This is a genomic window from Lactobacillus delbrueckii subsp. bulgaricus (assembly GCF_046938665.1).
Taxonomy (GTDB): domain Bacteria; phylum Bacillota; class Bacilli; order Lactobacillales; family Lactobacillaceae; genus Lactobacillus; species Lactobacillus delbrueckii_C.
Genome location: NZ_JBKZCD010000001.1, coordinates 259467 through 281711, shown reverse-complemented (window position 1 = coordinate 281711; position 22245 = coordinate 259467). Strand labels below are relative to the sequence as shown.

The window sequence follows — 22245 nt, the reverse complement described above, 5'->3', positions numbered from 1 at the left end:
TTGGAGATTATTGATGGAAAAAGCCGCTGAAATTCAAATGCTGAAGGACTTTTCAAATGCCAACGCCACTTCCGGCTTTGAAAATGAATTCGTTGACCTTTTTACCAAGACGGTCAAGGACTACGCCGACCTTGAAGTCGACGGGATGCTGAACGTCTACGCTTCCAAGAAGCAGAACACCGGCAAGCGGCCGGTGATCCAGCTGGACGCCCACTCAGACGCCGTGGGCTTCTTGACCCAGGCTATCCGGCCAAACGGCTTGATCAAGTTCGTGACCCTGGGCGGCTGGAACAATGTGGTTCTGCCGGCCCTCAAGGTCAAGGTCAGAAACCGGGACGGGGAATACATCCCCGGCGTTGTAGCTTTAAAGCCGCCCCACTTTATGTCGGAAGCTGAAAGAAAGTCGGTCCCGCAGGTCGCTGATTTGTCTATTGACGTCGGCTCCTCCAGCCGGGAAGAAACGATCAATGACTACAAGATCGACACTGGCTGCCCGATTTTCGTTGACGTGGACTGTGAATACAATGAAAAGACCGGCCTCTTCTTCGGTAAGGACTTTGACGACCGCTTCGGCGCCGCTGCCATGGCTGACATCCTGGAAAACCTGAAGGATGAAGAAGTCAACTTTGACCTGGTTGCCGCTTTGTCCAGCCAGGAAGAAGTCGGCCTGCGGGGTGCCTATGTCACGGCCCGCAAGATCAAGCCGGACCTCTGCCTGGTTCTGGAAAGCTGCCCGGCTGATGATACTTTTGAACCGGACTGGCTGTCTCAGACTGGCCTTAAGCGGGGACCAATGCTGCGGGACATGGACGTCACTTTCCTGCCAAACCCTAAGTTCCAGCAATACGCCTGCGACTTGGCTGATAAAAACGGGATTCCTTACACCCGGTCAGTCAGAACTGGTGGCGGGCAAGACGGGGCGGCCATTTACTACGAAAACGGGGCCCCGACCATCGTGATCGGGATTCCGGTCCGCTATGAGCACTCCCCATACTGCTTCAGCAGCTACAAGGACTACAAGGCGGCCGTTGACCTGGCCTTGGCGATTATTAGAGATATCGATAAGGAAAAGCTGGAATCCTTTAAAAGCTTTAATTAATTAAGGGAACTTTTTGCCTTGTTAACGCTTTAAGGATCTGCTAGACTAAATTAAGTCAAATTGAATAAATGCCACTAGGGGAGCGAAAGCTGAGATGACGAAAGTCGACCCTTTGAACCTGACCAAGGTAATTCTTGCGCAAGGGAAGTGTTTCTTAAACATGATTTCAAACTCCTAGCCGGCAATTGTTGGATAGGAGTTTTTTTATGCTTAAAAGAGAGAGCAAGTGGAATGTGAAAGCCATTATCTTGATGGCTTTGATTGGGATTATCATGGGGGTTATCTACACCTACGTCTTCAACCCCCTTTACAACTCGACCAAGTTTGCCTTGAACTTCGTCGGCCTGGGGCCCCTGGCTGATGAAATCTATTCTGGCCTTTGGTACATGGCCGCGCCTTTGGCCATGTACTTCGTGCCGACCTTCGGCTCCGGGACTGTCGGTGAAACCCTGGCCGCCACGGTTGAAATGGCCTTTGGCGGTCAGTGGGGGGCAATGACCATCCTGCAAGGGCTGGTGCAAGGGGCCTTCAACGAAATCGGCTTCTTCCCGAAGAAGGAAAACTATGACCGCTTCGGTTGGGGCAGCCTGATCATCGGGGCCATCTGCTGCCATGTGGCTGCTTTTGTAATGTGCTACTTTACTTATGGCTGGAGCGCCTACAAGCCGGCCCTCTTGATTGAAATGTTCATTGCCGGTTTGATCTCATCTGTTGTCTTTGACGCGGTTTTGGTTAAGCTGATCACCAAGCTCTTTGACCGGGTTATGGCCAAGTAGTTTAGTAAAGTTATCATTTTTTTGATAAAAATAATCAAAATGCGTGACAAGCCCTCCTTAAAGTTGTATGATTAAAAACATTATTAGTTATCTTTCAAGGGGGGAGCAAAATGACGCACTTAGTTTTAAGCAGACCAACGAAGATGAACCGGGCTTACTGGAGCACGGTCGGCCTCTTGCTGGCCTTGATGCTGCTGACTGCCTGGATTGGCCTGCATACCTTTGCTTACCTGAATCTCTAAAATTAAAATTTGCCAGAAAAAACGCGTGAACCTGCAAGTTCACGCGTTTTTGTTTTCTTCAAAATATTGAGGTTATTTTGTTCCTCTTAGCCGTTGATAATGGACAAGAGCTTGGAGGAGACCATGTCGATGGCCACTTGGTTTTCCCCGCCCTGGGGGATGATGATGTCAGCATACTTCTTGCTTGGCTCAACGAACTGGTTGTAGCTTGGCTTAACCGTGGCCAGGTACTGGGAGATGATCCAGTCGATTGACCGGCCCCGTTCCTGGGTGTCCCGCTGCAAGCGGCGGATGAAGCGGATGTCGTCGTCAGCGTCGACAAAAAGCTTGATGTCCATGAACTTCCGCAATTCTTCTGAAGCCAAAACCAGGATCCCTTCCAGGATGATGATGTCGGCTGGCTCAACATGAATAGTGTCCTTGGCCCGGGAGAGGATGTTGAAGTTGTAGGTCGGCATTTCAATTGCCTTGCCGTCCAGCAGGTCCTGCAGCTGCTCAATCAAGAGGTCAGTGTCGTAAGCATTGGGATGGTCGTAGTTGATCTTCTTGCGTTCATCCATGCTGAGGGCTGAATTGTCGTTGTAGTAGGCATCTTCAGTCAGAATGAGCACCCGGTCAGCTGGCAGGCGCTTGCTGATTTCCTTGGAGACTGTCGTCTTGCCTGAGCCTGACCCCCCGGCAATCCCAATGACGAGTGGTTTCTGCTTAGCCATTATTCCGCCTCTTTTTCTGCTAAATCATTGCGGCGGAGGATGTCGCGGACTTTCGTGGTCAGCATGTCCAAAGCGACATCGTTGGCCCCGCCTTCTGGCACGATGATGTTGGCGTAGCGCTTGCTTGGCTCAACAAACTGGTGGTAGCTTGGCTTAACCGTGGCCAGGTACTGGTCGATGATTGAGTCAAAGGACCGGCCTCGTTCAGCCATGTCCCGGCGCTGGCGGCGGATCAGGCGGATGTCGTCGTCAGTGTCGACGAAGATCTTGATGTCCATCAAGTTCCGTAATTCTTCTGAGGCCAGAACCAGGATCCCTTCCAGGATGATGATATCAGCTGGCTCAACGTGGACCGTTTCCGGGCTGCGCAGGTGGGTAGTGAAGTCATAGATCGGCATCTCGATCGCCTTGCCATTCAGCAGGTCCTGCAGCTGGCTGATCAAGAGCTCGGTATCAAAAGCATCCGGATGGTCGAAATTAATTTTATTTCTTTCAGCCATGGACATTTCCGGGTGGTTCTTATAATAAGAGTCTTCCGTGATGATCCGGATCCGGTCGTTTTTGAACTGGTCATATAATTCGTGGGCAATGGTCGTCTTCCCCGACCCGCTGCCGCCGGCGATACCAATAATGATGGGGTGTTGCTTTTTTGACATTGTAAAACTCCTTTAGTTATTAATTATAGAGGCCAGCCGGGGCCGGGTCTAGTCAAACTGTGAAAAAACGGGCTTTAAAGCGGTTGCGCGTTTCTAATATAGAAACAGTTGTTGCTAAACTGGGTGAAATCTAATATAATTAAGAATATCTCAGAAGAGGCAAAATAAAATTAATAATATTTGGGAAAGAAGTTAAGATAAGTAAGCAAGTTTTCCGGCTTTTTATTAAAAAAAGCTAAAAAGCTGAAGTGGAACTGACAAAAGACTTGCACGAAAGCCCACTTTCTGGTAAATTTAATAAAAAATTAATCATGCTTAAATAAAAACAACCGCTTACAAAAGCAGAAGGGCAAGTTCACATTCCAGATGATTCGGCTCCTGCTTTTAAAAAGGACCGAAAGATCTGGCTGCTTTGCTAAAACAGAGCAAATAAACGAACTTTTACCAAAGGAGCCGCCTGTTTGATCAATACGGCTTAAGCCAAGAAGGCTGAGCCAAACCAACGGTGATTTAATTAAGCGTTAATAAAACGAGGAGGACCACTATGGCAGCAATTATCGAATTCAAGAAAGTCAACAAGTTCTACGGTGACTACCATGCCTTAAAAGACGTCAACTTAAGCATTGACGAAGGCGAAGTCGTTTCCATCATCGGCCCTTCTGGCGCGGGCAAGAGTACCTTGATCAGAACCATGAACGGCTTGGAAGGCATTTCTTCCGGCGTCTTGGACGTGGACGGCTATGACCTGGGGGACAAGAAGACTGACTTGAACAAGATCCGCCGGGACGTCGGCATGGTTTTCCAGCACTTCAACCTCTACGAAAACCACACCGTCCTGGAAAATGTCATGCTGGCCCCAAGAATCGTTTTGCACCGGGACGAAAAGGAAAACCGGGAAATCGCTGAAAAGCTGCTCAAGCAAGTTGGCCTTTTGGACAAGGAAGACTCTTACCCAAGACAGCTGTCCGGCGGGCAAAAGCAGCGGGTAGCCATCGCCAGATCTTTGGCCATGAAGCCCAAGGTGCTCTTGTTTGACGAACCAACCAGTGCCCTTGACCCGGAAATGATCCAGGACGTTTTGGACGTTATGCAATCTATCGCCGCTGAAGGGATGACCATGGTGGTCGTGACCCACGAAATGGGCTTTGCCAGAGAAGTGAGCGACCGGGTCATCTTCTTTGACCAGGGGCAAGTCCTGGAAGACTCCCACAACCCGAAGGACTTCTTTGAACACCCGCGTAACCTGCGGGCCCAGGAATTCCTCAGCAAGGTAATTGACCACTAATAAAAGGAAGGGAGCGGTTACATGAAACGCACGAAACTATTCCGCAAAGTTGCCGCCCTGCTTTTTCTGCTGCTGACCACTGTTTCACTTTCCGCCTGCGCTGTTGAAAGTGACAACTCAGTGCGTGTCTACAACCACGTCAAGAGCAGCAAGACGATTACCTGGGGCGTCAAATTTGATACGGCTTTGTTTGGGATCAAGAGCGTCAAGACCAACAAGCTGGAAGGCTTTGAAATCGACCTGGCCCGCCTTTTGACCAAGGAGATCCTGGGCAAGGACGGCAAGGCAAAATTCATTGAAGTTACAGCCCAAACCAAGATCCCGCAGCTTAAGAACAACAACCTGGACGCGGTTCTGGCCACCATGACCATCACGGATGAGAGAAAGAAGTCGGTTGACTTCTCCACTCCTTACTTCAAGGCGGGGACATCCCTCATGACCAAAACCAGCAGTCCAGTCAAGTCGATCAAGGACTTAAACCACAAGGGCCGGGTGGTCATCGTGGTTAAGGGGACAACGGCCGCGGACGATATTGCCCGCCTGGCCCCCAAGGCCAAGATCCGCCAGTACAATGACTACGGTGCCTGCACCAATGCCCTCTTAGCCGGGCAAGGGGACGCGGTCGCCACTGACAACGGGATTTTGGCCGGGATTGCTAAGCAGCACAAGAGCCTGCACCTGGTTGGCGGCACAGTTGCCGTTGAACCTTACGGGATTGCCGTTGAAAAGGGGCAGACCAAGATGCTGGAAGCTATCAACAAGGCTTTGAAGGAAGCTAAGGCAGACGGCAGCTACCACAAGCTTGTCAAGAAATGGTTTGGCAACATCCCAGGATTCAGTGTTAAGGAGGCTGAATATTAATGTTGAGTTTACTTGGAGCAAACTGGTCCACCTTTTTGCTCGGTTTTTGGAATACGATTCTCTGCAGTCTGATTTCCTTGTTTTTCAGTTTGATCATCGGATCCGGCTTTGCCATCCTGGAAACCGTGCCTAACAAGTTCTGGCGCGGGGTAGCCAAGGTCTATGTCGAAATCTTCCGGAACATTCCCTTGCTGGTTGTCACCATGGTCTTTTACCTGGTTTTGCCAACTTACACGCCACTGAAGCTGACTGGCTTCCAGGCCGGGACAATCGGCTTGTCCATTTACTCGTCAGCCTTCATCGCTGAAACTGTCCGCTCCGGGATCCAGTCCGTCGGGACCGGCCAGATGGAAGGGGCCCGGTCAAACGGGATGACCTACTGGCAGGCCATGCGCTACGTTATCCTGCCCCAGGCCTTCAGAATCGTGATTCCGCCATTGGGCAACCAGTTTGTCAACTTGATCAAGAACTCCAGCATTTTGGCTTTCGTAGCCGGCTTTGACTTGATGTACCAAGGGGACATCGTGGCATCCAATACATTCCAGACCATCCCAAGCTATGTCTTGGTCGGCCTGTTCTACCTGGTTTTGACCCTGCCGCTCAGCTACTACATGCAGTATCTGGAAAAGAAGGGCGTTTAGGAGGCACATAAATGGAAAATCTTACAGAAGCATTATCCTGGATCAACCTCCGCTTTTTGCTGCAGGGTTTCTGGGTTACGATCGAAGTTTCAGTGATTTCAATCATCTTGAGCTTTGTGATCGGCCTGGCCCTGGGTCTGATCCGCTTTACCAGAATCGACGTCAAGACCACCCGGATTTCCAGAGTGGTCGGGGTGATCATCGACATCATCAGAAACCTGCCGCTTTTGCTGATCATCTTCTTCTCCTACTTTGGCCTGCCGGTCATGGGGATCAGAGTTGATGCCTTCCAGGCTTCAGTAATTGCCATGGTGGTCTTTGAATCAGCCATGATCGCGGAAGTTGTCCGTTCAGGGATCATGGCCGTCGACCCTGGCCAGATGGAAGGGGCCCGGTCAAACGGGATGACCTACATGCAGGCCATGACCCACGTGGTTTTGCCCCAGGCCCTGACCAAAATGATTCCGGCCCTTTTGTCCCAGTTCGTGTCCTTGATCAAGGATACTTCCCTGGCCACGATCATCGTTTTGCCGGAACTGCTCTACCACGCTGAAATTATTTACAACCAAAACACCAATTACATGATTCCGATGTACCTGGCCGTGGCAGTAATGTACTTTATCATCTGCTTTGCCCTGTCCAGCTTTGCCAACTACTTGAGCAAGCGCATCAAGTACTAAGCACGAAGGAAGTAAACCGCGTTTATTGCCGAGGAGGAAAAATGGCACGTAAACTGAGGGAGCTGACCGCCTTTATGGCGGTCTTGCTGTTATCATTAGTTTTTACCGCTTGTTCACACAGTCAATCTAGCAGCAGCTATGACCGGGTTAAGCAAACAAACACCATCACCTGGGGGATGCGGGCCGACACCCGCCTGTTCAGCATGATGGACGTGGACAGCGGCAAGGCCACCGGCTTTGAAGTCGACCTGGCCCGGGCCATTACCAAGCAGATCCTTGGCCCTAAAGGCAAGATGAAAATTGAATACATCAGTGAAAAGTCCCGGATCATGGAACTCAAGATCGGCAACGTCGATGCTGTCATGGCTACCATGACCAACACACCCGACCGGCGCAAGATCATCAATTTTTCCGACACTTACTTCATGGCTGGGGAAACCTTGATCGTGCCGAAAAAGAGCAAGCTGAACTCCATCAAGGATTTCAACAACTCCAAGTACTCCATTGCTGCTGTTAAGGGGTCAACCGCCGACAGCGACGTCCACAAGTACGCCCCGAAGGCCCGGGTCATCTTCTATGATGACTATGGCTCTTGCTACAATGCCTTAAAGGCCGGCAAAGCCAACGCCATGGTCAGCGACAATGCCGTTTTGGCCGGCTTGATTTCTAATGACAAGGACAAGTTCAAGATGCTGCCCGATACCTTTACGGTTGAACCATACGGGATCGGCATCAAGAAGGGGGAAGACAAGTTTACGGCTGAGGTCAACCAGGCCTTGAAAGTGCTCCGGAAGAACGGGACTTACGCCCGCTTGATGAAGAAGTGGTTCAATGGCGTGCCTGGCTTCAACATCAAGTCCTCTTCCCGCTTGAAGGCAAGCGAATAATTTTTATCGATTTAAGCAGCAAGTTCGTTTTTGAACCGGCTGCTTTTTTAGTTCCAAGTAAAATTGTGTTAAAAAATGGATTTTTGCCTGTAAAAAGAAGCCGAAGGGGCAGATTTTTTGTACAATTGAAATAGGTGACTCAGCGCTTACAGCTGAGCTTTAAGGCTCATTTTTAACTATGTGAGAACAACCAGAGGAGAGACATATATGAGCAAAAGACAATTTGGTCTAATTTACATATCATCATATCAAGCCCGCCTGTTCATCGTTGACTTGAAGAAACTGTCAATCATTGAGCAGCTGAGCTCGGCCCAATTTGTACAGGGCGGCAAGAAATTTGAAGTTTATGAAAACGAACTGCCCCGCTTGACTGATGCCTTGATCGGCTTCAAGCGGAAAATCGCGGAATACGGGATCGACAACTACAAGGTTTACGGCAACCGGCAGCTTTTGGACAAGATTTCTGCCCGCTACCTGGCCGACCAGATCAAGGTCAGAACCGGCCTGGAAATCGAATGGCTGAACGGGGCCCAGATTGCCTACTACAAGATCATTGCCGGGATGGCCCTGCCGCAGTTCTCAGAATTGACTGATGATGAATTTACTTACCTGCTCAGCATGGGCAGTGCCATGCTCAACCTCACCTTGTTCAAGGGCCAGCACTACCTGTCAACCTGGAACTTTGCCCTGGGCCCGGAAGAAATTGAAGAAATGGCCGCTATGACCCGGGACACCCCAAGCGATCCGATCGACATCATCGGCGACTACATCTCCCGCAAGCTGGTCAGCTTCAAAACCATTGAGAAGCCGACTGGCAAGGCCCGGATCATCATCCAGCACGTCTCCGGCCGGGGCGAGCAGAGCCTGCGGCCCCAGGAAAAGGCCCGGGTTATCGACCTCAAGCAGTTTGCCGGCGTTTACTCTGACTTCAGAGAAGCCCCGGACCAGTACCTGATGGAAAAATACGAGCTGGATACCGACTCTTTGGCCCGGATGAAGCCGACCATTGTTTTGATCAACCAGCTGGTTAAGATTATCAAGCCGCACATGATGACTTTGACCCAGTCTTCAGCCATCACTGGTTTGATGATCCAGGAAGCCGCCAGATTGAAGTACCGGCCAGATGAATACTCAACCATCGTTTTGACGGCGACCAAGAACATTGCCCGCCGCTACGAATCAGGCGGCAAGCACAGCAACCTGTCCAACAAGTTTGCCCTGCATATTTTTGACCGCCTGGCCCATGCCGGCATGGTTGACCGCCGCGACCGGCAATTGCTGGAAATCGCGGCCCGCCTGCACGACATCGGCAACTTCGTCAATTTCCACAACCACTACGAGCACGCTGCCTACATCGTGGGGGCCAACCAGATCATCGGCCTGTCTGACCGGGAAAACGAAATGCTCTTGAGCATTTTGAAGCACCAGGACATCACCAACTTGAACGCTGATGAACGTGAATACCGCCACCTTGACCCGGCCCTGCAGGTCCGGGTAGCTAAGCTGGCTGCCATCCTGCGCCTGGCCAACAGCCTGGATGCTTCCCGCAAGCAGAAGATCAGCAAGATCGTGGTTTCCATCAAGGATGAGCAAATGCTGATCACGGTGACCAGCAAGCGGGACCTGACCTTGGAACGCTGGGTTTTTGAAAAGAATGTCAATTTGGCTGAAGCCGTCTTCGGCATGAAGATTGCCATGAAGCAGAAGAGGGGAAAGTAAAAAATGCCAATTACCAAGAACAAAAACAAGTTTACCGATCCTAGTTATTACGCCAACCGGGAACTGAGCTGGCTGGACTTCAACGACCGCTGCCTGGACGAAGCCAGAAACCCGGATGAGCCGCTTTTGGAAAGAGCCAACTTCCTGGGGATCACCCAGTCCAACGTTGACGAATTCTACATGGTCCGGGTGGCTTCCTTGAGCAAGCTGGTAGCCGCCGGGGTTAAGAGCCACGATGCCAGCGGCCTTACGCCGCTTGAACAATTGACGGCCATCAACCATAAGGAACACGAAGTGGTTGAAAAGCGTTACTCAACTTACTCCCGGTCATTGCTGCCGCTTTTACGGAAGAACGGGATCAACATTTTGGAAAGCGACGAACTGTCTGAAGACCAGGAAGAATACATCCGCCGCTACTTCTCAAACGAACTCTACCCGGTTTTGACCCCAATGGCTGACGACCAGTCCCGGCCATTCCCGTTCATCAACAATGACTCCTTGAACATTGCTCTCCGTCTCAAGGACCGGGAAAGCGGCGAGCACAAGTTTGCCACGGTCAGAGTGCCGAACATCTTCCCGCGCCTGGTTAAATTGCCAGATGGCGACAATGACTTTATCATGCTGGAAGACATTATCAAAGTCTTTGCTGACCGCCTCTTTGACGGCTACGAAATCCGCCAGGCAGCCTGCTACCGGGTAACCCGGGACATGGACTTGGATGTTTCTGAAAGCGACACTTCCGACTTCCTTTTGGCGGTAAAAAAGCAGCTGGAAGACCGGGAACACGGGCACGTGACCCGGCTGGAAGTGGAAAGCAGCATGAACACCAAGCTGCTCAAGCACTTGATGAAGCGGCTGAACGTCGAAGAAAGCAGCGTCTTCAGCATCAACGGCCCAATCGACTTGACTTTCCTTAAGAAGCTGCCAGGAATGGTGGAAGGCCATGAAGACCTCCGCTACAAGCCAATGCAGGCCTTCATTGACCCGGCTTTGAGAAGCGATCACAATATTTTTGACTCAATCCGGGAAAAGGACTACCTGGTTCAACACCCTTACGACAGCTTTGACGCTGTTTTGAACTTCGTCAAGCAGGCAGCCAAGGACCCAGATGTTCTGGCCATCAAGATGACCCTGTACCGGGTTTCCGGCAACTCCCCGATCATCAAGTACCTGGGCCAGGCGGCTAAAGCCGGCAAACAGGTGACGGTTCTGGTGGAAGTCAAGGCCCGCTTTGATGAATCAAACAACGTCCACTGGGCCAGAACCCTGGAACAGATGGGCTGCCACGTTATCTACGGGCTGGTGGGCCTGAAGACCCACACCAAGGTAACCCTGGTTATCCGCCGCGATGAAGACGGGATCCGCCGCTACCTGCACCTGGGGACTGGTAACTACAACGACGTTACTGCCCACTTCTACACTGACTTGGGCCTCTTCACCTGTGACCGGGACCTGGGCGTTGACGCGACTAACCTCTTCAACATGCTGTCCGGCTACTCCAAGCCGCCATACTTCAGCAAGCTGCGGATTTCACCAAAACTGATCCGCCAGTTCATCTACGAAAAGATCAACAATGAAATTGCCATCGCCAAGGCTGGCCGGCATGCTGAGATCCACATGAAGATGAACTCCCTGTCTGACCCGGACGTGATCGCCAAGCTCTATGAAGCTTCCGCGGCCGGGGTCAAGATCCACTTGATTGTCCGGGGGATCTGCTGCTTGAAGACGGAAATCCCAGGCGTCAGCGACAATATCGAAGTACACTCAATCGTCGGCCGCTTCCTGGAACACAGCCGGATCTACTACTTCTACAATGACGGCAAGGAAGAAGTCTACCTGGCCAGCGCCGACATGATGCGGCGAAACTTGAACCGGCGGGTGGAAACCCTCTTCCCGGTTCTGCAAGAAGACTTGCGGGAAAGAGTTTTGGACATTTTTGCCAAGATGTGGCAGGACAATGTCCAGGCCCGGATCCTGCACAAGACCGAATGGGTGCACGCTGACCGGCGGGGCCAGACCCCATTCAACTGCCAGGAATACTTCATCGCTGAAGCTGCTGAAAAGGTGCGGATCGTTGAAGAAGAGGAAGAAGAAGAGAAGGCGAAGAAGAAGGACGCTTTTGAAGCCATGAAGCCGCAAGAAAGCGAACTGGAAGATGACGAATGAGCAATAAAGAGCTGAGTGACCTGGACCGGGTTGAACTGACCAAGTTGTCTTATGAGGCGCTGAATGTTGGCGAGACAGTCAAAGTTGCCGGCAAAACGATCGGGCAATTGACCCGGGACGTTTATGCCGAGGACGGGATGCAGGCTTTTTTGATCGAAAACAACAATGAGATTACAGTCTTGTTCAAGGGCTCTTACGGCTTTAAGAAGGGCAACGCGACAACCTGGCGGGACGAGTGGCTGAACACCAACTGGCCGATTTTTCTGGCCATGCTGACTAATCAAAGGCAGGTGCCCAGCGCCTTGGTTACGGCCAGCCGCTATCTTAACCGCTGGCTAGAGGAATTCCCGGATGGCCATTTTTACATCTACGGGCATTCCCTGGGGGCGATTAATGCTGAATACGCCCTGGCTAATTGCCGCTTTCCAGATCAGATCGCTGCTGCCTATCTCTATGAGGGCACCAATATCTGGCGCCTCTTGACTCATAAAGAGCGGCAGCTGGTGGCTCAGCTGCGGGGCAGAATCAACACTTATGTTGATATCTATGACCCGGTGACTTTGGGCTATACGGCCAGTAAGCGGATGGTGGGCAAGCTGCACTATGTCGACAGCCTGCCCATGAACCCGGTCAAGCAGCACATGTGGGGCGGCTACCGCTTTGATGGAAACGGGAATTTGCTGGAAAAAGAAGTGGACCAGCGTTTTCTGGACTCCAGCAAAATGCAGCAGGCTTTTTTGAGCCGGACCGGGCGGATGGCCAATTACTTGAGGTATCGCCGGAATCTGCAAGCCGACTGGCAGAAGGAGTCTGACCAGCGGGCGGAACAGATCAGAGAAGAATTGTTCAACCACAGCTTTTTGCAGGATTTCAATGACCGAGACAAAAATGCAAAAGATGGTAAAGGCGGGTCCTAGGGCCTGCCTTTTTCTGTATAATTTTTCTTAGATGACTATAAATACGGTAAATTATGATTGACAGCTTAGTTTTATGATTATATTATTATTAATATCTTAATGTAAAAATAAGGGAGAGATTTGAATGAGTAAAAAGTTGACTTTGTACCTGCTGCCACCGGTACTTTTAGTAGCAATATTCATGATTATTGATTTTGCGAGCGGCCAGCACAATTTGTGGATGTCAGCCGTTGCGACATTAGCTTGGTGGCTGTTTTCCTTTGCAAGTGACCACTTGGCTAAAGGCTGGCAAAAGGCGGTTTTTCTGACCTGTGTTGGCTTTTTGCTCTTGGTTGCCGGCTTATGCATCTACATTAAGTTAAATTCATAAAATAGTTGTTCAAAAAGACGCGTCAGTTGACGCGCTTTTTTGTTAAGAAATTGGAACTACATTTCAAGCAGCAGCCCAGGTATAATTTTCTTAGACGACTGTAAACATAGCAGGAAGAAGAGAAAAATTAGATGAGGAGCATGAAATGAAGATTGAAGAAGTGCTGGCAAAGCAGCTGCTGGCGGAAGATCCCAGCATCGAACGTTTTGAGGAAGATTTTTACGGGGACTTTTACGACTATTTTGTCAACTTTCTGAAGTTTAAGTGCCTCAGTCAGGGTAAGGACCTGGCCAGCCTGGCAAAGCAGAAACTGGTTTTGTACCTGGATTTGTTCAACTCCCAGGACTTCCCGGGCCGGAAGGCTTACCGTTACAAGTTAGTCTTTGACAGCCAGCTCAACTTTTTAGCGGCGGAGTCAGACTTCACCCTCAGCGCCCTTTGCCGGGACTTGCGGGGGCGGGTGGACCAGCTGAGCGACTACGAGGCTGTCAGAAGCCAGGCCTTAGCTTCTTTGGCAGAACGTTTTGATTCCAAGAATCCAGACCCAAATACCAGGATCCAGAACTTTAATGTTGTCCTGGCCGACCTTTACGACCGCTATAATCTCAGCCGCTTCAAGACGGCCTACCAGCTGGTTGGCTAAAGCGCTTTTTTAAAAGACCGGGAATAGTTATAATTGACTTAGGAAGTCAATGGTAACCCCTTACTGAAGTAAGGGGCTTGAAGCGCAAGCTTCAGGTCTCTTATCTTTAGCAGGGAGGCTGGAGAAATCCAGCTTTCATTGTCTAGACTAAGCTATCCATTCGGCTTCGGCTGACTGGATAGAGGAACTACGTTATCCATGTCATCACACCCAAGGATGATGCCCAAGTCTTTGGCTCTGTGGCAGCTCTGTAAACAGTCATGAGGTTAACGTGACAGTCAACTGCGCCTACAAGCATGGATAACATTGTCGATGGGCAGCAACGCAAATCCGGATTGGGTCTCCTGGTTTGGACGAGTGGCAGGAATCACTGTTTCCTGCATTACGGAAAAGGAGAAAAACATGAAGCATGAAAATGCTAATCGGGTGTTTCTTCTCAACAGGGACGGCAAGCCACTAATGCCATGTCGTCCAAGAAAGGCCAGACTGCTGCTGAAAAGCGGCAAGGCTTTTGTGGTCAAGAAATATCCATTCACCATCCAGCTGAAATATGGCTCGTATGGCTATAAACAGAAGGTAAGCCTTGGCGTAGACACTGGGCAGAGACACATTGGCTTTGCCATTGTCAGTCAAAACAAGGTGCTGTATCAAAGCGAGGTAGATCTTCGCCAAGACGTGCACAAAAATCTGTACACCCGCAAGATCTACCGCAGAAGCAAAAGAAACCGCAAGACTCGCTATCGCCAAGCTCGCTTTTTAAACAGAGTGCACGGCAAGCGAGACGGCTTATGGCTTCCGCCGTCAATAAAAGGCAAGGTAAGCCATAACATTGCTTGGATCAAACGCTATCTGGCTGTGTTGCCAAGTCCCGATCTTCACATCGAAGTAGGCAAGTTTGACATGGCCAAAATGGTTAACCCAGAAATTTCGGGCAAGCAGTATCAAGAAGGCTCACTGAAGGACTGGAAGAACTATGAGTATTACGTGCTGGCACGTGACGAGTACACCTGTCAGCTCTGCCATAAACATGGCGAAGGCGTAAAGCTTGTTGTCCACCACATTGTCTACCGCTCACAAGGCGGGACAAACCGGGTGGACAATCTAATAACACTTTGCACGGACTGCCATACCACGAAGAACCACCAGCCAGGTGGCAAGCTCTACAAGTGGATGAAGGCAAAGAAGAAAGTGACAAAGCAGCTGAAGGGTGCAACGTTCATGAACATTCTGCGCAAGCGGATTATGGCTGTCTTCCCAGAAGCAAGCTTTCAGTATGGTTCGCAAACCTATGTAGATCGTAAGAATCTTCTTTTGCCAAAAGGTCACTTTATGGATGCAATCGCAATCAGCGGGATCAAGTCAGTGGGTCAGATGCCAGATACGGTTACGCTGATCAGCCAGTTCCGCAAGAAGAAGCGATCGCTTCACGAAGCAACTGCAAGAAAAGGCAGAAAGCAGCCAAATACGTCATCCAAGCGTAATGAGAAGAATACGAAGCATGCACGTGGCTTGTGGCTAAATGACTACGTTCGTGTGATAGGAAATCATGCCAAGGGCTATGTAAAAGGCTTTATGTCCAATGGATATTACGTTTATCTGACAGATGGCTTAGGCAATTACGTGCTGAACAATGGCAGAAAGTACAGCAACTTAAAGCAGTGTCAGTTGATTACGCATAATAGCAACTGGCAAAAGATAGAACAAAAACTTTCGCTTTACGAATTTAAGTAAAAAGAGGCTGGCAAACCCTATCCCTCCACCCATTGAAATAGGTGGAATTCCGGGCTTGCTAGCCATTGATAATCATTAAAGTTAAGGAGAAAATGCTATGAAAAAGATCGTAGTAATCGGGTCCAGCAACGTGGACACGACCCTGCATGTAGAAAACTTCCCCAAGCCAGGCGAAACCATCAACGCCCACAAGGTCAGCGAGGCTGGCGGCGGCAAGGGGGCCAACCAGGCAGTCGCGGCTGCTAAGAGCGGGGCTGAGACCATCTTCATCTCTAGAGTCGGCGAAGACTCCTATGGGAGCTGGATGAAAGAGCAACTGGCCGGCTACGGGGTCAAGACTGACTATGTCTTGCCAACCGCTGGCGTTAAGACTGGCCATGCCTACATCACCTTGAACGCGGAAGGGCAAAACGACATTATCATTGACCACGGAGCCAACTACAGCTTGACTGAAGCCGATGTTTTGGCGGCTAAAGACGTCATTGAAGCTGCTGACTGCGTCATCGCCCAGCTGGAAACCCCGCTGGAAGCAACTACAGCCGCCTTCAAGCTGGCTAAGGCTGCCGGCAAGGTAACTATCTTGAACCCGGCTCCTGCCATCAAGGACCTGCCAGCTGACCTTTTGGCCGTGACTGACTTGATCACGCCAAACGAAACGGAAAGTGCCCTGTTGACTTCACTGCCAGTTGCAGAAGAGGCTGACCTGGAAAAGAATGCGGCCAAGCTGCACGAACTGGGCGTTAAGCATGTGATCATCACCTACGGCAGCAAGGGGGCCTACCTGTCTTCCCCAGTCTTTACCGGTCTTGTACCAGCCTTTAAGGTCAAGGCGGTGGACACGACAGCGGCTGGCGACACCTTCTTAGGCTTTTTGGCCGGATCTTTAGCCAGCGACTTCAGCAACCTGCATGAGGCTGCCCGCTTTGCCAACCGGGCATCGTCTTTAGCCGTGCAGAAGATGGGGGCCCAGCCTTCCATCCCGGACCGGGCCAGCGTTGCGGCAGCTTTAGCTGAGTAAAGGATGGGTGACTAGATGATTATTGCACCCTCAATTCTCAACGCGGACAACCTGCATTTAGGCCTGCAGATCCAGGAAGCAGCTGCCAGCAGAATCCGCCGCTTCCACATCGACGTGATGGACGGGCATTTCGTGCCCAACCTGTCATATGGTCCCCAGCTGGTCAGTGATTTTAAAAAGCAGTTCCCGGACCTGACCGCGGAAGTTCACCTTATGAGCAACAACCTGCCTGACCTTTTGCCAGCTTTTGTTAAAGCGGGCAGCGACTTGATTGAAATTCACTATGAAGCCGACTACCCAAACCGAATTGACCACTGGCTGGACTACTTAAAGGAAAATGGCGTCTCCCGCGGGTTAGTCCTTAGTCCAGATACTGACATTAAGGTGCTGGAGCGCTACAAGGATAAGGTCGACCAGGTTCTCTTGATGACGGTTTATCCAGGCTTTGGCGGGCAGAAGTTCATGGAAGAAGCAGCAGACCGGATCAAGGCCGCCCGGGCAATTCTGCCAGATCTTCCAATCGAAGTCGACGGCGGGATCAATGCACAGACGGCGGAAATCGCCAAAGATGCCGGAGCTGATGTTTTTGTGGCCGGCTCTTATATCTTCGGCCGTGACTCAGTGGCTAAGCAGGTAGCTGAGCTGACAAGCATTTTGGAAAAATAGCGGAGGCAAAAAATGGACCAAGCAAAGCAAGATGAATTGAAAAAGGCTGCTGCCAAGAAAGCAGCTGCCTTGGTGGAAGACGGGATGGTTTTAGGCGTCGGCACCGGGTCAACGGTGAAGTTTTTCATCGATGAACTGGGCAAGAAGAAAGCAGCAGGCTTGACTCTTAAGGCAGTCGTGACCACCTCCAGCCGCAGTCAAAAGCAGCTGGAAGGCTATGGCTTTACGGTCAGCCCCCTCAGCGAAGTTGACCAAGTTGACCTGACGGTTGACGGGGCTGACAGGGTGGACAAGCAGTTAAACGGGATCAAGGGGGGCGGGGCCGCCTTGACCTTGGAAAAGAACGTGGCCGTCAACTCCAAGAAGAATGTCTGGATCGTGGACGAAAGCAAGGTGGTTGACCACCTCAGCGGCTTCGCCCTGCCAGTGGAAGTTTTGCCGATCTCCTGCATGCAGGTGGAAAAGCGCCTGGCAGACGAAGGACTTAAGCCGGAATTCCGTTTAACGGAAGATGGTCAGCGCCTTAAGACCCACTATGGCAACTACATTCTGGACCTTAAACTGGACCGGATTCCGGTGCCAAGTGGTCTGGCTGACTACCTGGACCACACGGTCGGGGTAGTTGAACACGGCCTCTTTTTGAACATCTGCGACCAGGTCATCATCGCCCGCGACAACGGGGAGATTGAAGTCCGCAGCCGCTAAAGAAATTTTTTGGAAAAGAAGCAACCGCTTCTTTTCTTTTTATTTGCCGGGTGAAATGATAGAATAAAGCTATTCTGAATAATGGAGAACGATTAATGAACAAGAAACCCTTAATTATTTCAACTGATCCCGGGATCGATGACGCGGTCTGCCTGACGATCGCCCTGTTCGCCAAGGAACTGGACGTAAAGCTGATCGTGCCAACCTGGGGCAACGTTTCTTTGGAGAAGACTTTGAACAACACCCTGCGCCTGCAGGCCTTCCTGGGCACCAAGGTACCAGTTGTGGCCGGGGCCAAGCTGCCTTTGGTCAAGGAAGCCATCGATGCTTCTGAAGTCCACGGGGCCAGCGGGATGGACGGCTTTGACTTCCCGGAAGCTGACCAGAGCCTTTTGGTCGAAGGTTTAGCCGCCACCAAGATCCACGAAGTTGTCAGCCAAAGCCCGGAAAAGGTGACCTTGATGCAGATTGGGCCAGCCACGGACTTTGCCCTTTACTTCCGCCAATACCCGGAAGACCTGGACAAGATCGACCGCCTTTACATCATGGGCGGGGCCCTGGGCCGGGGCAACTATGGTCCTTACGACGAATACAATGTTTCCGGGGACCCGGAAGCGGCCAAGATCGTCTTTGACTTGGGCGCCAAGGGCCTGGACATCTACGTGGCTCCTTTGGAAGTCGGCAACCAGGCCTTCGTTGACGCGGCCAGCCTGGAAGAAATCAAGGCTTTGGGCCGGGTCGGGGAAATGATCTACGGACTCAACTCCCAATATGAATTGAACGACGCTGACGCCGATGCCGGCAAGCGGATCTATGACGCCTTGACGGCAGCCATGCTGCTGGCTCCGGACCTGTTTGAAGTCAAGGAAGCTTACGTGGCGGTAGATACCAAGGGTCCTTACACTTACGGGGCTTCAGTCATGGACTTTGAAGGCTTCTTTGGCCAAAAGGCCAACGCCAAGATCGCGGTCAAGGTTGACCGCCAAGCCTTCAAGGACTGGTTCCTGGCTGCGATCGCGCAAGCAAAGTAGGTGGCTGAATGGCTGATTATGTTTACCGGACGGTCATGCATGACATCAAACGCCGGATTTTAGCGGGCGAATATGAGGGGATGCGGCTGCCCGACGAGCGCAGCCTGGCCGAACAGTATCAGGTCAGCCGGTCGTCGATGAAGCGGGCCCTGGAACTCCTTGCCCAGCAAGGCATCGTATTTAAGAAGCGGGGCAGCGGGACTTTTATCAACCCCTTGTACTTGAAGAACCAGGCCATGTTCCGTTATGAAGGGTCCAACTTGGGGCTGACGGACAGCTTTTTAGCGCCAGGCAAGAAGCAGGGGATCAAGCTGCTGGACTTCAAGGTGGTCAAGGCCAGCCCGGAAACGGCCCAGGACCTCTTCTTGAGTGAAAATGACTTTGTCTACCAGTTCAAGCGCCTCCGCCTTTTGGACGGCCAGCCCTTCTTGATTGAAGAAGGCTTCGTGCCGATCAAGATCCTGCCGGAACTTAAAGAAGAGATTCTGCAGGGGTCCTTGTTCAACTACCTGGAAGACGCGCAAAACAAGGCGGTCACCCGGTCTTATTTGACCATCACGGTTTCCCCTTCAAGCGCGGAAGACCAAGAAGCGCTGCAGCTCAAGGCTACTGAGCCGGTCGGCGTGATGGACGGGATCTTCTTTTTGGATGACGGCACGCCATTTGAAGTCTCCAGCATGCGGGTTCACTACAAGTACATGCGCTTCAACAGCTTTGTCAATTTGAATTAAGAGTAAAGAAAGCGGACAGGCATACCTGTCCGTTTTATTTTTCACTTTTTCTATCTTCCATCTTTTCTTCTTTGCAAAGTATTTTAAGGATTTGTAAAATTGGTAGGATCCAATTATTAAATTGATTGACTTATTTTTTGTAAATGGTATGATTGAAACGAGTAAAACAAAGAGTTCCTCAAAGGAGTAAAAAGATGGCAGCAGATTACGATTCAAAAGAATACTTAAAGAGCGTCGACGCTTGGTGGCGGGCCGCCAACTACTTGTCAGTCGGCCAGTTGTTCCTGCTCAAGAACCCCTTGCTTAAGGAAGAACTGACGGCAGACGACGTCAAGATCAAGCCGGTTGGCCACTGGGGCACGATCGCGCCGCAGAATTTTATCTACGCCCACTTAAACCGGGTTATCAAGAAGTATGACTTGAACATGTTCTACATTGAAGGTTCCGGTCACGGCGGCCAGGTGATGGTTTCCAACTCATACCTGGACGGGTCTTACTCTGAAATCTACCCGGAAATCAGCCAAGACGAAGCCGGGATGACCAAGCTCTTCAAGCGCTTCAGCTTCCCGGGCGGGGTAGCTTCCCACGCGGCTCCGGAAACCCCGGGTTCAATCCATGAAGGTGGGGAACTGGGCTACACTTTGTCGCACGCGACTGGCGCGATTCTGGACAACCCGGACGTGATTGCCGCCGCTGAAATTGGCGACGGGGAAGCGGAAACCGGCCCGCTGGCTGCTGGCTGGTTCTCCAACCGCTTCATCAACCCGGTCAAGGACGGGGCTGTCTTGCCAATCCTGCAGGTTAACGGCTTTAAGATCTCCAACCCAACCATTACTGCCCGCATGAGCGATGAAGAACTGACCAAGTACTTTGAAGGCATGGGCTGGAAGCCTTACTTCGTTTCAACTTTCAAGGGCGGCCGCTTTGACGGGATGAAGGACATTGACCAGATCCACGAGGAAATGGCCAAGACTTTGGACGCCATCATTGAAGACATCAAGGCTATTCAAAAGAATGCCCGCGAAAACGGTGATGAATCGTTTGCCCACTGGCCGCTTTTGATCTTCCAATGCCCGAAGGGCTGGACTGGTCCTAAGGCCGATTTGGACGGCAACCCAATTGAAAACTCCTTCCGGGCCCACCAGATTCCGCTTCCGGTTGACCAGAAGCACATGGACCACAAGGAACTGTTGCTGGACTGGCTGAAGAGCTATAAGCCGGAAGAACTGTTTGACGAAAATGGCTACCCAACTGACTTAGTCCTGCAAAACGCGGTTCATGGTGACCAAAGAATGGCTATGAACCCAGTCACTAATGGGGGGATCAATCCTAAGCGCTTGAACCTGCCAGACTGGCGCGACTTTGCCTTTGAAGTTGGCAAGCCGGGCTCCAAGGACGCCCAGGATATGGTGGAATGGGCCAAGTACCTGACCAAGGTGGCAGAACTGAACCCGACTACTTTCCGGGGCTTTGGCCCGGACGAATCCAAGTCCAACCGCTTGTTTGACTTCCTGGACAGCGAAAAGCGGCAATGGGAAAGTGAAATCCACGAACCAAACGATGAAAACCTGGCTGCGCAAGGCCGCTTGATTGACTCACAATTGTCAGAGCACCAAGATGAAGGGATGCTGGAAGGCTACGTTTTGACTGGCCGCCACGGCTTCTTCGCTACTTACGAAGCCTTTGGCCGGGTGGTTGACTCCATGCTGACCCAGCACATGAAGTGGCTGCGGAAGGCTAAGGAACAATACTGGCGCCGCGATTACCCATCATTGAACTTTGTAGCTACGTCAACTGTCTTCCAGCAAGACCACAACGGCTATACCCACCAAGATCCAGGTCTTTTGACCCACTTGTTTGAAAAGAACCGGCCGGATATGATTCATGAATACCTGCCAGCTGACACCAATACCTTGCTGGCTGTAGCTGATAAGGCCTTCCGTGACCGGGAAGGGATCAACCTGCTGGTAACTTCCAAGCAGGAACGGCCGCAATGGTTCACTCCTGAAGAAGCAGCTAAGCTGGTTGACAAGGGCCTAAGCTACATCGACTGGGCTTCAACTGACAAGGATGCCAAGCCGGACGTGGTCTTCGCTTCAACTGAAACTGAACCAACCATGGAAACCCTGGCTGCTATTGACATCCTGCACCAGAACTTCCCAGACTTGAAGATCCGCTACATCAACGTGGTTGACGTGATGAAGCTGATGGCGCCAAAGGATAACCCAGCTGCTATTTCCCAAGAGGAATTCGACCGCCTCTTCCCAACTGACGTGCCAACCATTTTTGCATGGCATGGCTACAAGACCATGATGGAATCCATCTGGTTTGCCCGCAAGCGTTACAACGTTTCAATCCACTGCTATGAAGAAAATGGTGACATTACCACGGCATTTGACATGCGGGTCTTGAACCACCTTGACCGTTTCGACCTGGCCAAGGACGCGGTTGAACAAATCCCAGCTTTGAAGGACAAGAGTGCTGCCTTTATCGACAAGATGGACAGCCTGCTGTCTAAGCACCATGCCTACATCCGGGACCACGGTGAAGACATTCCAGAAGTAACTTCTTGGAAGTGGACTGGCCTGGACAAGTAAGAGCATATATTATTCCGAAAAAATTATTAAAATGTCGTTCCATGAGGGGCGGCATTTTTCTTTTAGCTAGCGAAAAAGGCAAAAACATGGTAAAATAGGACTTGAACAAGA

General features: G+C 51.1%; 22 protein-coding genes and 1 riboswitch. Of the genes, 20 read left to right on the top strand and 2 right to left on the bottom strand.

Annotated features, from left to right (window positions below; genetic code table 11):
* The first annotated feature begins 13 nt into the window (after positions 1-13).
* From ACLUXO_RS01330 to ACLUXO_RS01320, 3 genes are all read left to right on the top strand, one after another.
* Positions 14-1099 carry a M42 family metallopeptidase gene (locus ACLUXO_RS01330; protein WP_003617119.1) on the top strand — a complete coding sequence of 362 codons (1086 nt, stop codon included), beginning with the start codon at positions 14-16 and terminating at the stop codon, positions 1097-1099.
* A gap of 66 nt (positions 1100-1165) precedes the next feature.
* A riboswitch (TPP riboswitch) is annotated at positions 1166-1262 on the top strand.
* Between the two features lie 43 nt (positions 1263-1305).
* The gene (locus ACLUXO_RS01325) at positions 1306-1875 is read left to right on the top strand and encodes an ECF transporter S component (protein ID WP_270447387.1); all 570 of its coding nucleotides are present in this window, start codon (positions 1306-1308) and stop codon (positions 1873-1875) included.
* A gap of 110 nt (positions 1876-1985) precedes the next feature.
* Positions 1986-2117 (top strand): hypothetical protein, encoded by a 132-nt coding sequence (locus ACLUXO_RS01320; protein ID WP_412136008.1) that lies wholly within the window; start codon positions 1986-1988, stop codon positions 2115-2117.
* Between the two features lie 86 nt (positions 2118-2203).
* Here the strand turns inward: ACLUXO_RS01320 and udk (ACLUXO_RS01315) are convergent, their stop codons facing one another.
* Together udk (ACLUXO_RS01315) and udk (ACLUXO_RS01310) are read right to left on the bottom strand one after the other, a co-directional pair.
* Positions 2204-2830, bottom strand: a complete 627-nt coding sequence (udk, locus tag ACLUXO_RS01315) for a uridine kinase (RefSeq protein WP_016395746.1) — start codon at positions 2828-2830, stop codon at positions 2204-2206.
* Positions 2830-3486 carry a uridine kinase gene (udk, locus tag ACLUXO_RS01310; protein ID WP_285021383.1) on the bottom strand — a complete coding sequence of 219 codons (657 nt, stop codon included), beginning with the start codon at positions 3484-3486 and terminating at the stop codon, positions 2830-2832. Before udk (ACLUXO_RS01310) ends, udk (ACLUXO_RS01315) begins: the two co-directional genes overlap by 1 nt.
* A gap of 544 nt (positions 3487-4030) precedes the next feature.
* Between udk (ACLUXO_RS01310) and ACLUXO_RS01305 the strand changes: the two genes are divergently transcribed.
* The 17 genes from ACLUXO_RS01305 to ACLUXO_RS01225 all read left to right on the top strand — a co-directional run bounded on the left by ACLUXO_RS01305 (position 4031) and on the right by ACLUXO_RS01225 (position 22134).
* The gene (locus ACLUXO_RS01305; protein WP_300616217.1) at positions 4031-4771 is read left to right on the top strand and encodes an amino acid ABC transporter ATP-binding protein; all 741 of its coding nucleotides are present in this window, start codon (positions 4031-4033) and stop codon (positions 4769-4771) included.
* A gap of 21 nt (positions 4772-4792) precedes the next feature.
* Positions 4793-5632, top strand: coding sequence for a transporter substrate-binding domain-containing protein (locus ACLUXO_RS01300; RefSeq protein WP_412136007.1), 840 nt, complete (start codon positions 4793-4795; stop codon positions 5630-5632).
* On the top strand, positions 5632-6273 hold the full coding sequence (locus tag ACLUXO_RS01295) for an amino acid ABC transporter permease (protein WP_412136006.1): 642 nt from the start codon (positions 5632-5634) through the stop codon (positions 6271-6273). The genes ACLUXO_RS01300 and ACLUXO_RS01295 overlap by 1 nt, the downstream gene beginning before the upstream one ends.
* A gap of 11 nt (positions 6274-6284) precedes the next feature.
* Complete coding sequence (locus ACLUXO_RS01290) at positions 6285-6953, top strand: amino acid ABC transporter permease (RefSeq protein ID WP_412136005.1); 669 nt, start codon at positions 6285-6287, stop codon at positions 6951-6953.
* 41 nt (positions 6954-6994) lie between these two features.
* Positions 6995-7840: a transporter substrate-binding domain-containing protein gene (locus ACLUXO_RS01285; protein ID WP_412136004.1), complete on the top strand. Its 846-nt coding sequence runs from the start codon at positions 6995-6997 to the stop codon at positions 7838-7840.
* 207 nt (positions 7841-8047) lie between these two features.
* Complete coding sequence (locus ACLUXO_RS01280; RefSeq protein ID WP_412136003.1) at positions 8048-9559, top strand: exopolyphosphatase; 1512 nt, start codon at positions 8048-8050, stop codon at positions 9557-9559.
* Between the two features lie 3 nt (positions 9560-9562).
* Entirely contained in the window at positions 9563-11725 is a 2163-nt protein-coding gene (locus tag ACLUXO_RS01275) for an RNA degradosome polyphosphate kinase (RefSeq protein ID WP_412136002.1), read from the top strand.
* Complete coding sequence (locus tag ACLUXO_RS01270; protein ID WP_412136001.1) at positions 11722-12642, top strand: alpha/beta hydrolase family protein; 921 nt, start codon at positions 11722-11724, stop codon at positions 12640-12642. Before ACLUXO_RS01275 ends, ACLUXO_RS01270 begins: the two co-directional genes overlap by 4 nt.
* A 124-nt stretch (positions 12643-12766) precedes the next feature.
* Positions 12767-13012 (top strand): hypothetical protein, encoded by a 246-nt coding sequence (locus ACLUXO_RS01265; RefSeq protein ID WP_412136000.1) that lies wholly within the window; start codon positions 12767-12769, stop codon positions 13010-13012.
* A gap of 145 nt (positions 13013-13157) precedes the next feature.
* Complete coding sequence (locus tag ACLUXO_RS01260) at positions 13158-13655, top strand: hypothetical protein (RefSeq protein WP_412135999.1); 498 nt, start codon at positions 13158-13160, stop codon at positions 13653-13655.
* 402 nt (positions 13656-14057) lie between these two features.
* Positions 14058-15386 carry an RNA-guided endonuclease IscB gene (gene iscB / locus ACLUXO_RS01255; RefSeq protein ID WP_412135998.1) on the top strand — a complete coding sequence of 443 codons (1329 nt, stop codon included), beginning with the start codon at positions 14058-14060 and terminating at the stop codon, positions 15384-15386.
* Between the two features lie 97 nt (positions 15387-15483).
* Positions 15484-16404, top strand: a complete 921-nt coding sequence (rbsK, locus tag ACLUXO_RS01250; RefSeq protein ID WP_412135997.1) for a ribokinase — start codon at positions 15484-15486, stop codon at positions 16402-16404.
* A 15-nt stretch (positions 16405-16419) separates the two neighbouring features.
* On the top strand, positions 16420-17070 hold the full coding sequence (gene rpe, locus ACLUXO_RS01245) for a ribulose-phosphate 3-epimerase (RefSeq protein WP_412135996.1): 651 nt from the start codon (positions 16420-16422) through the stop codon (positions 17068-17070).
* Positions 17071-17082: 12 nt separating this feature from the next.
* Positions 17083-17775, top strand: a complete 693-nt coding sequence (rpiA, locus tag ACLUXO_RS01240) for a ribose-5-phosphate isomerase RpiA (RefSeq protein WP_003618787.1) — start codon at positions 17083-17085, stop codon at positions 17773-17775.
* A gap of 95 nt (positions 17776-17870) precedes the next feature.
* Positions 17871-18806 (top strand): nucleoside hydrolase, encoded by a 936-nt coding sequence (locus ACLUXO_RS01235; protein ID WP_260265010.1) that lies wholly within the window; start codon positions 17871-17873, stop codon positions 18804-18806.
* A gap of 8 nt (positions 18807-18814) precedes the next feature.
* Positions 18815-19537, top strand: coding sequence for a GntR family transcriptional regulator (locus tag ACLUXO_RS01230; RefSeq protein WP_412135995.1), 723 nt, complete (start codon positions 18815-18817; stop codon positions 19535-19537).
* Positions 19538-19731: 194 nt separating this feature from the next.
* Complete coding sequence (locus ACLUXO_RS01225) at positions 19732-22134, top strand: phosphoketolase family protein (protein ID WP_412135994.1); 2403 nt, start codon at positions 19732-19734, stop codon at positions 22132-22134.
* The last annotated feature ends 111 nt before the right edge of the window (positions 22135-22245 follow it).

Excerpts from the sequence above, each read along its gene's own strand:
- ACLUXO_RS01235 (WP_260265010.1), top strand. The coding sequence starts at position 17,871 with ATGAACAAGAAACCCTTAATTATTTCAACTGATCCCGGGATCGATGAC.
- ACLUXO_RS01290 (WP_412136005.1), top strand. The coding sequence starts at position 6,285 with ATGGAAAATCTTACAGAAGCATTATCCTGGATCAACCTCCGCTTTTTG.
- rpiA (WP_003618787.1), top strand. The coding sequence starts at position 17,083 with ATGGACCAAGCAAAGCAAGATGAATTGAAAAAGGCTGCTGCCAAGAAA.
- rbsK (WP_412135997.1), top strand. The coding sequence starts at position 15,484 with ATGAAAAAGATCGTAGTAATCGGGTCCAGCAACGTGGACACGACCCTG.
- ACLUXO_RS01330 (WP_003617119.1), top strand. The coding sequence starts at position 14 with ATGGAAAAAGCCGCTGAAATTCAAATGCTGAAGGACTTTTCAAATGCC.
- iscB (WP_412135998.1), top strand. The coding sequence starts at position 14,058 with ATGAAGCATGAAAATGCTAATCGGGTGTTTCTTCTCAACAGGGACGGC.
- ACLUXO_RS01325 (WP_270447387.1), top strand. The coding sequence starts at position 1,306 with ATGCTTAAAAGAGAGAGCAAGTGGAATGTGAAAGCCATTATCTTGATG.
- ACLUXO_RS01265 (WP_412136000.1), top strand. The coding sequence starts at position 12,767 with ATGAGTAAAAAGTTGACTTTGTACCTGCTGCCACCGGTACTTTTAGTA.
- ACLUXO_RS01300 (WP_412136007.1), top strand. The coding sequence starts at position 4,793 with ATGAAACGCACGAAACTATTCCGCAAAGTTGCCGCCCTGCTTTTTCTG.
- ACLUXO_RS01295 (WP_412136006.1), top strand. The coding sequence starts at position 5,632 with ATGTTGAGTTTACTTGGAGCAAACTGGTCCACCTTTTTGCTCGGTTTT.
- udk (WP_016395746.1), bottom strand. The coding sequence starts at position 2,830 with ATGGCTAAGCAGAAACCACTCGTCATTGGGATTGCCGGGGGGTCAGGC.
- ACLUXO_RS01260 (WP_412135999.1), top strand. The coding sequence starts at position 13,158 with ATGAAGATTGAAGAAGTGCTGGCAAAGCAGCTGCTGGCGGAAGATCCC.
- ACLUXO_RS01280 (WP_412136003.1), top strand. The coding sequence starts at position 8,048 with ATGAGCAAAAGACAATTTGGTCTAATTTACATATCATCATATCAAGCC.
- ACLUXO_RS01270 (WP_412136001.1), top strand. The coding sequence starts at position 11,722 with ATGAGCAATAAAGAGCTGAGTGACCTGGACCGGGTTGAACTGACCAAG.
- ACLUXO_RS01230 (WP_412135995.1), top strand. The coding sequence starts at position 18,815 with ATGGCTGATTATGTTTACCGGACGGTCATGCATGACATCAAACGCCGG.
- udk (WP_285021383.1), bottom strand. The coding sequence starts at position 3,486 with ATGTCAAAAAAGCAACACCCCATCATTATTGGTATCGCCGGCGGCAGC.
- rpe (WP_412135996.1), top strand. The coding sequence starts at position 16,420 with ATGATTATTGCACCCTCAATTCTCAACGCGGACAACCTGCATTTAGGC.
- ACLUXO_RS01225 (WP_412135994.1), top strand. The coding sequence starts at position 19,732 with ATGGCAGCAGATTACGATTCAAAAGAATACTTAAAGAGCGTCGACGCT.
- ACLUXO_RS01285 (WP_412136004.1), top strand. The coding sequence starts at position 6,995 with ATGGCACGTAAACTGAGGGAGCTGACCGCCTTTATGGCGGTCTTGCTG.
- ACLUXO_RS01320 (WP_412136008.1), top strand. The coding sequence starts at position 1,986 with ATGACGCACTTAGTTTTAAGCAGACCAACGAAGATGAACCGGGCTTAC.
- ACLUXO_RS01275 (WP_412136002.1), top strand. The coding sequence starts at position 9,563 with ATGCCAATTACCAAGAACAAAAACAAGTTTACCGATCCTAGTTATTAC.
- ACLUXO_RS01305 (WP_300616217.1), top strand. The coding sequence starts at position 4,031 with ATGGCAGCAATTATCGAATTCAAGAAAGTCAACAAGTTCTACGGTGAC.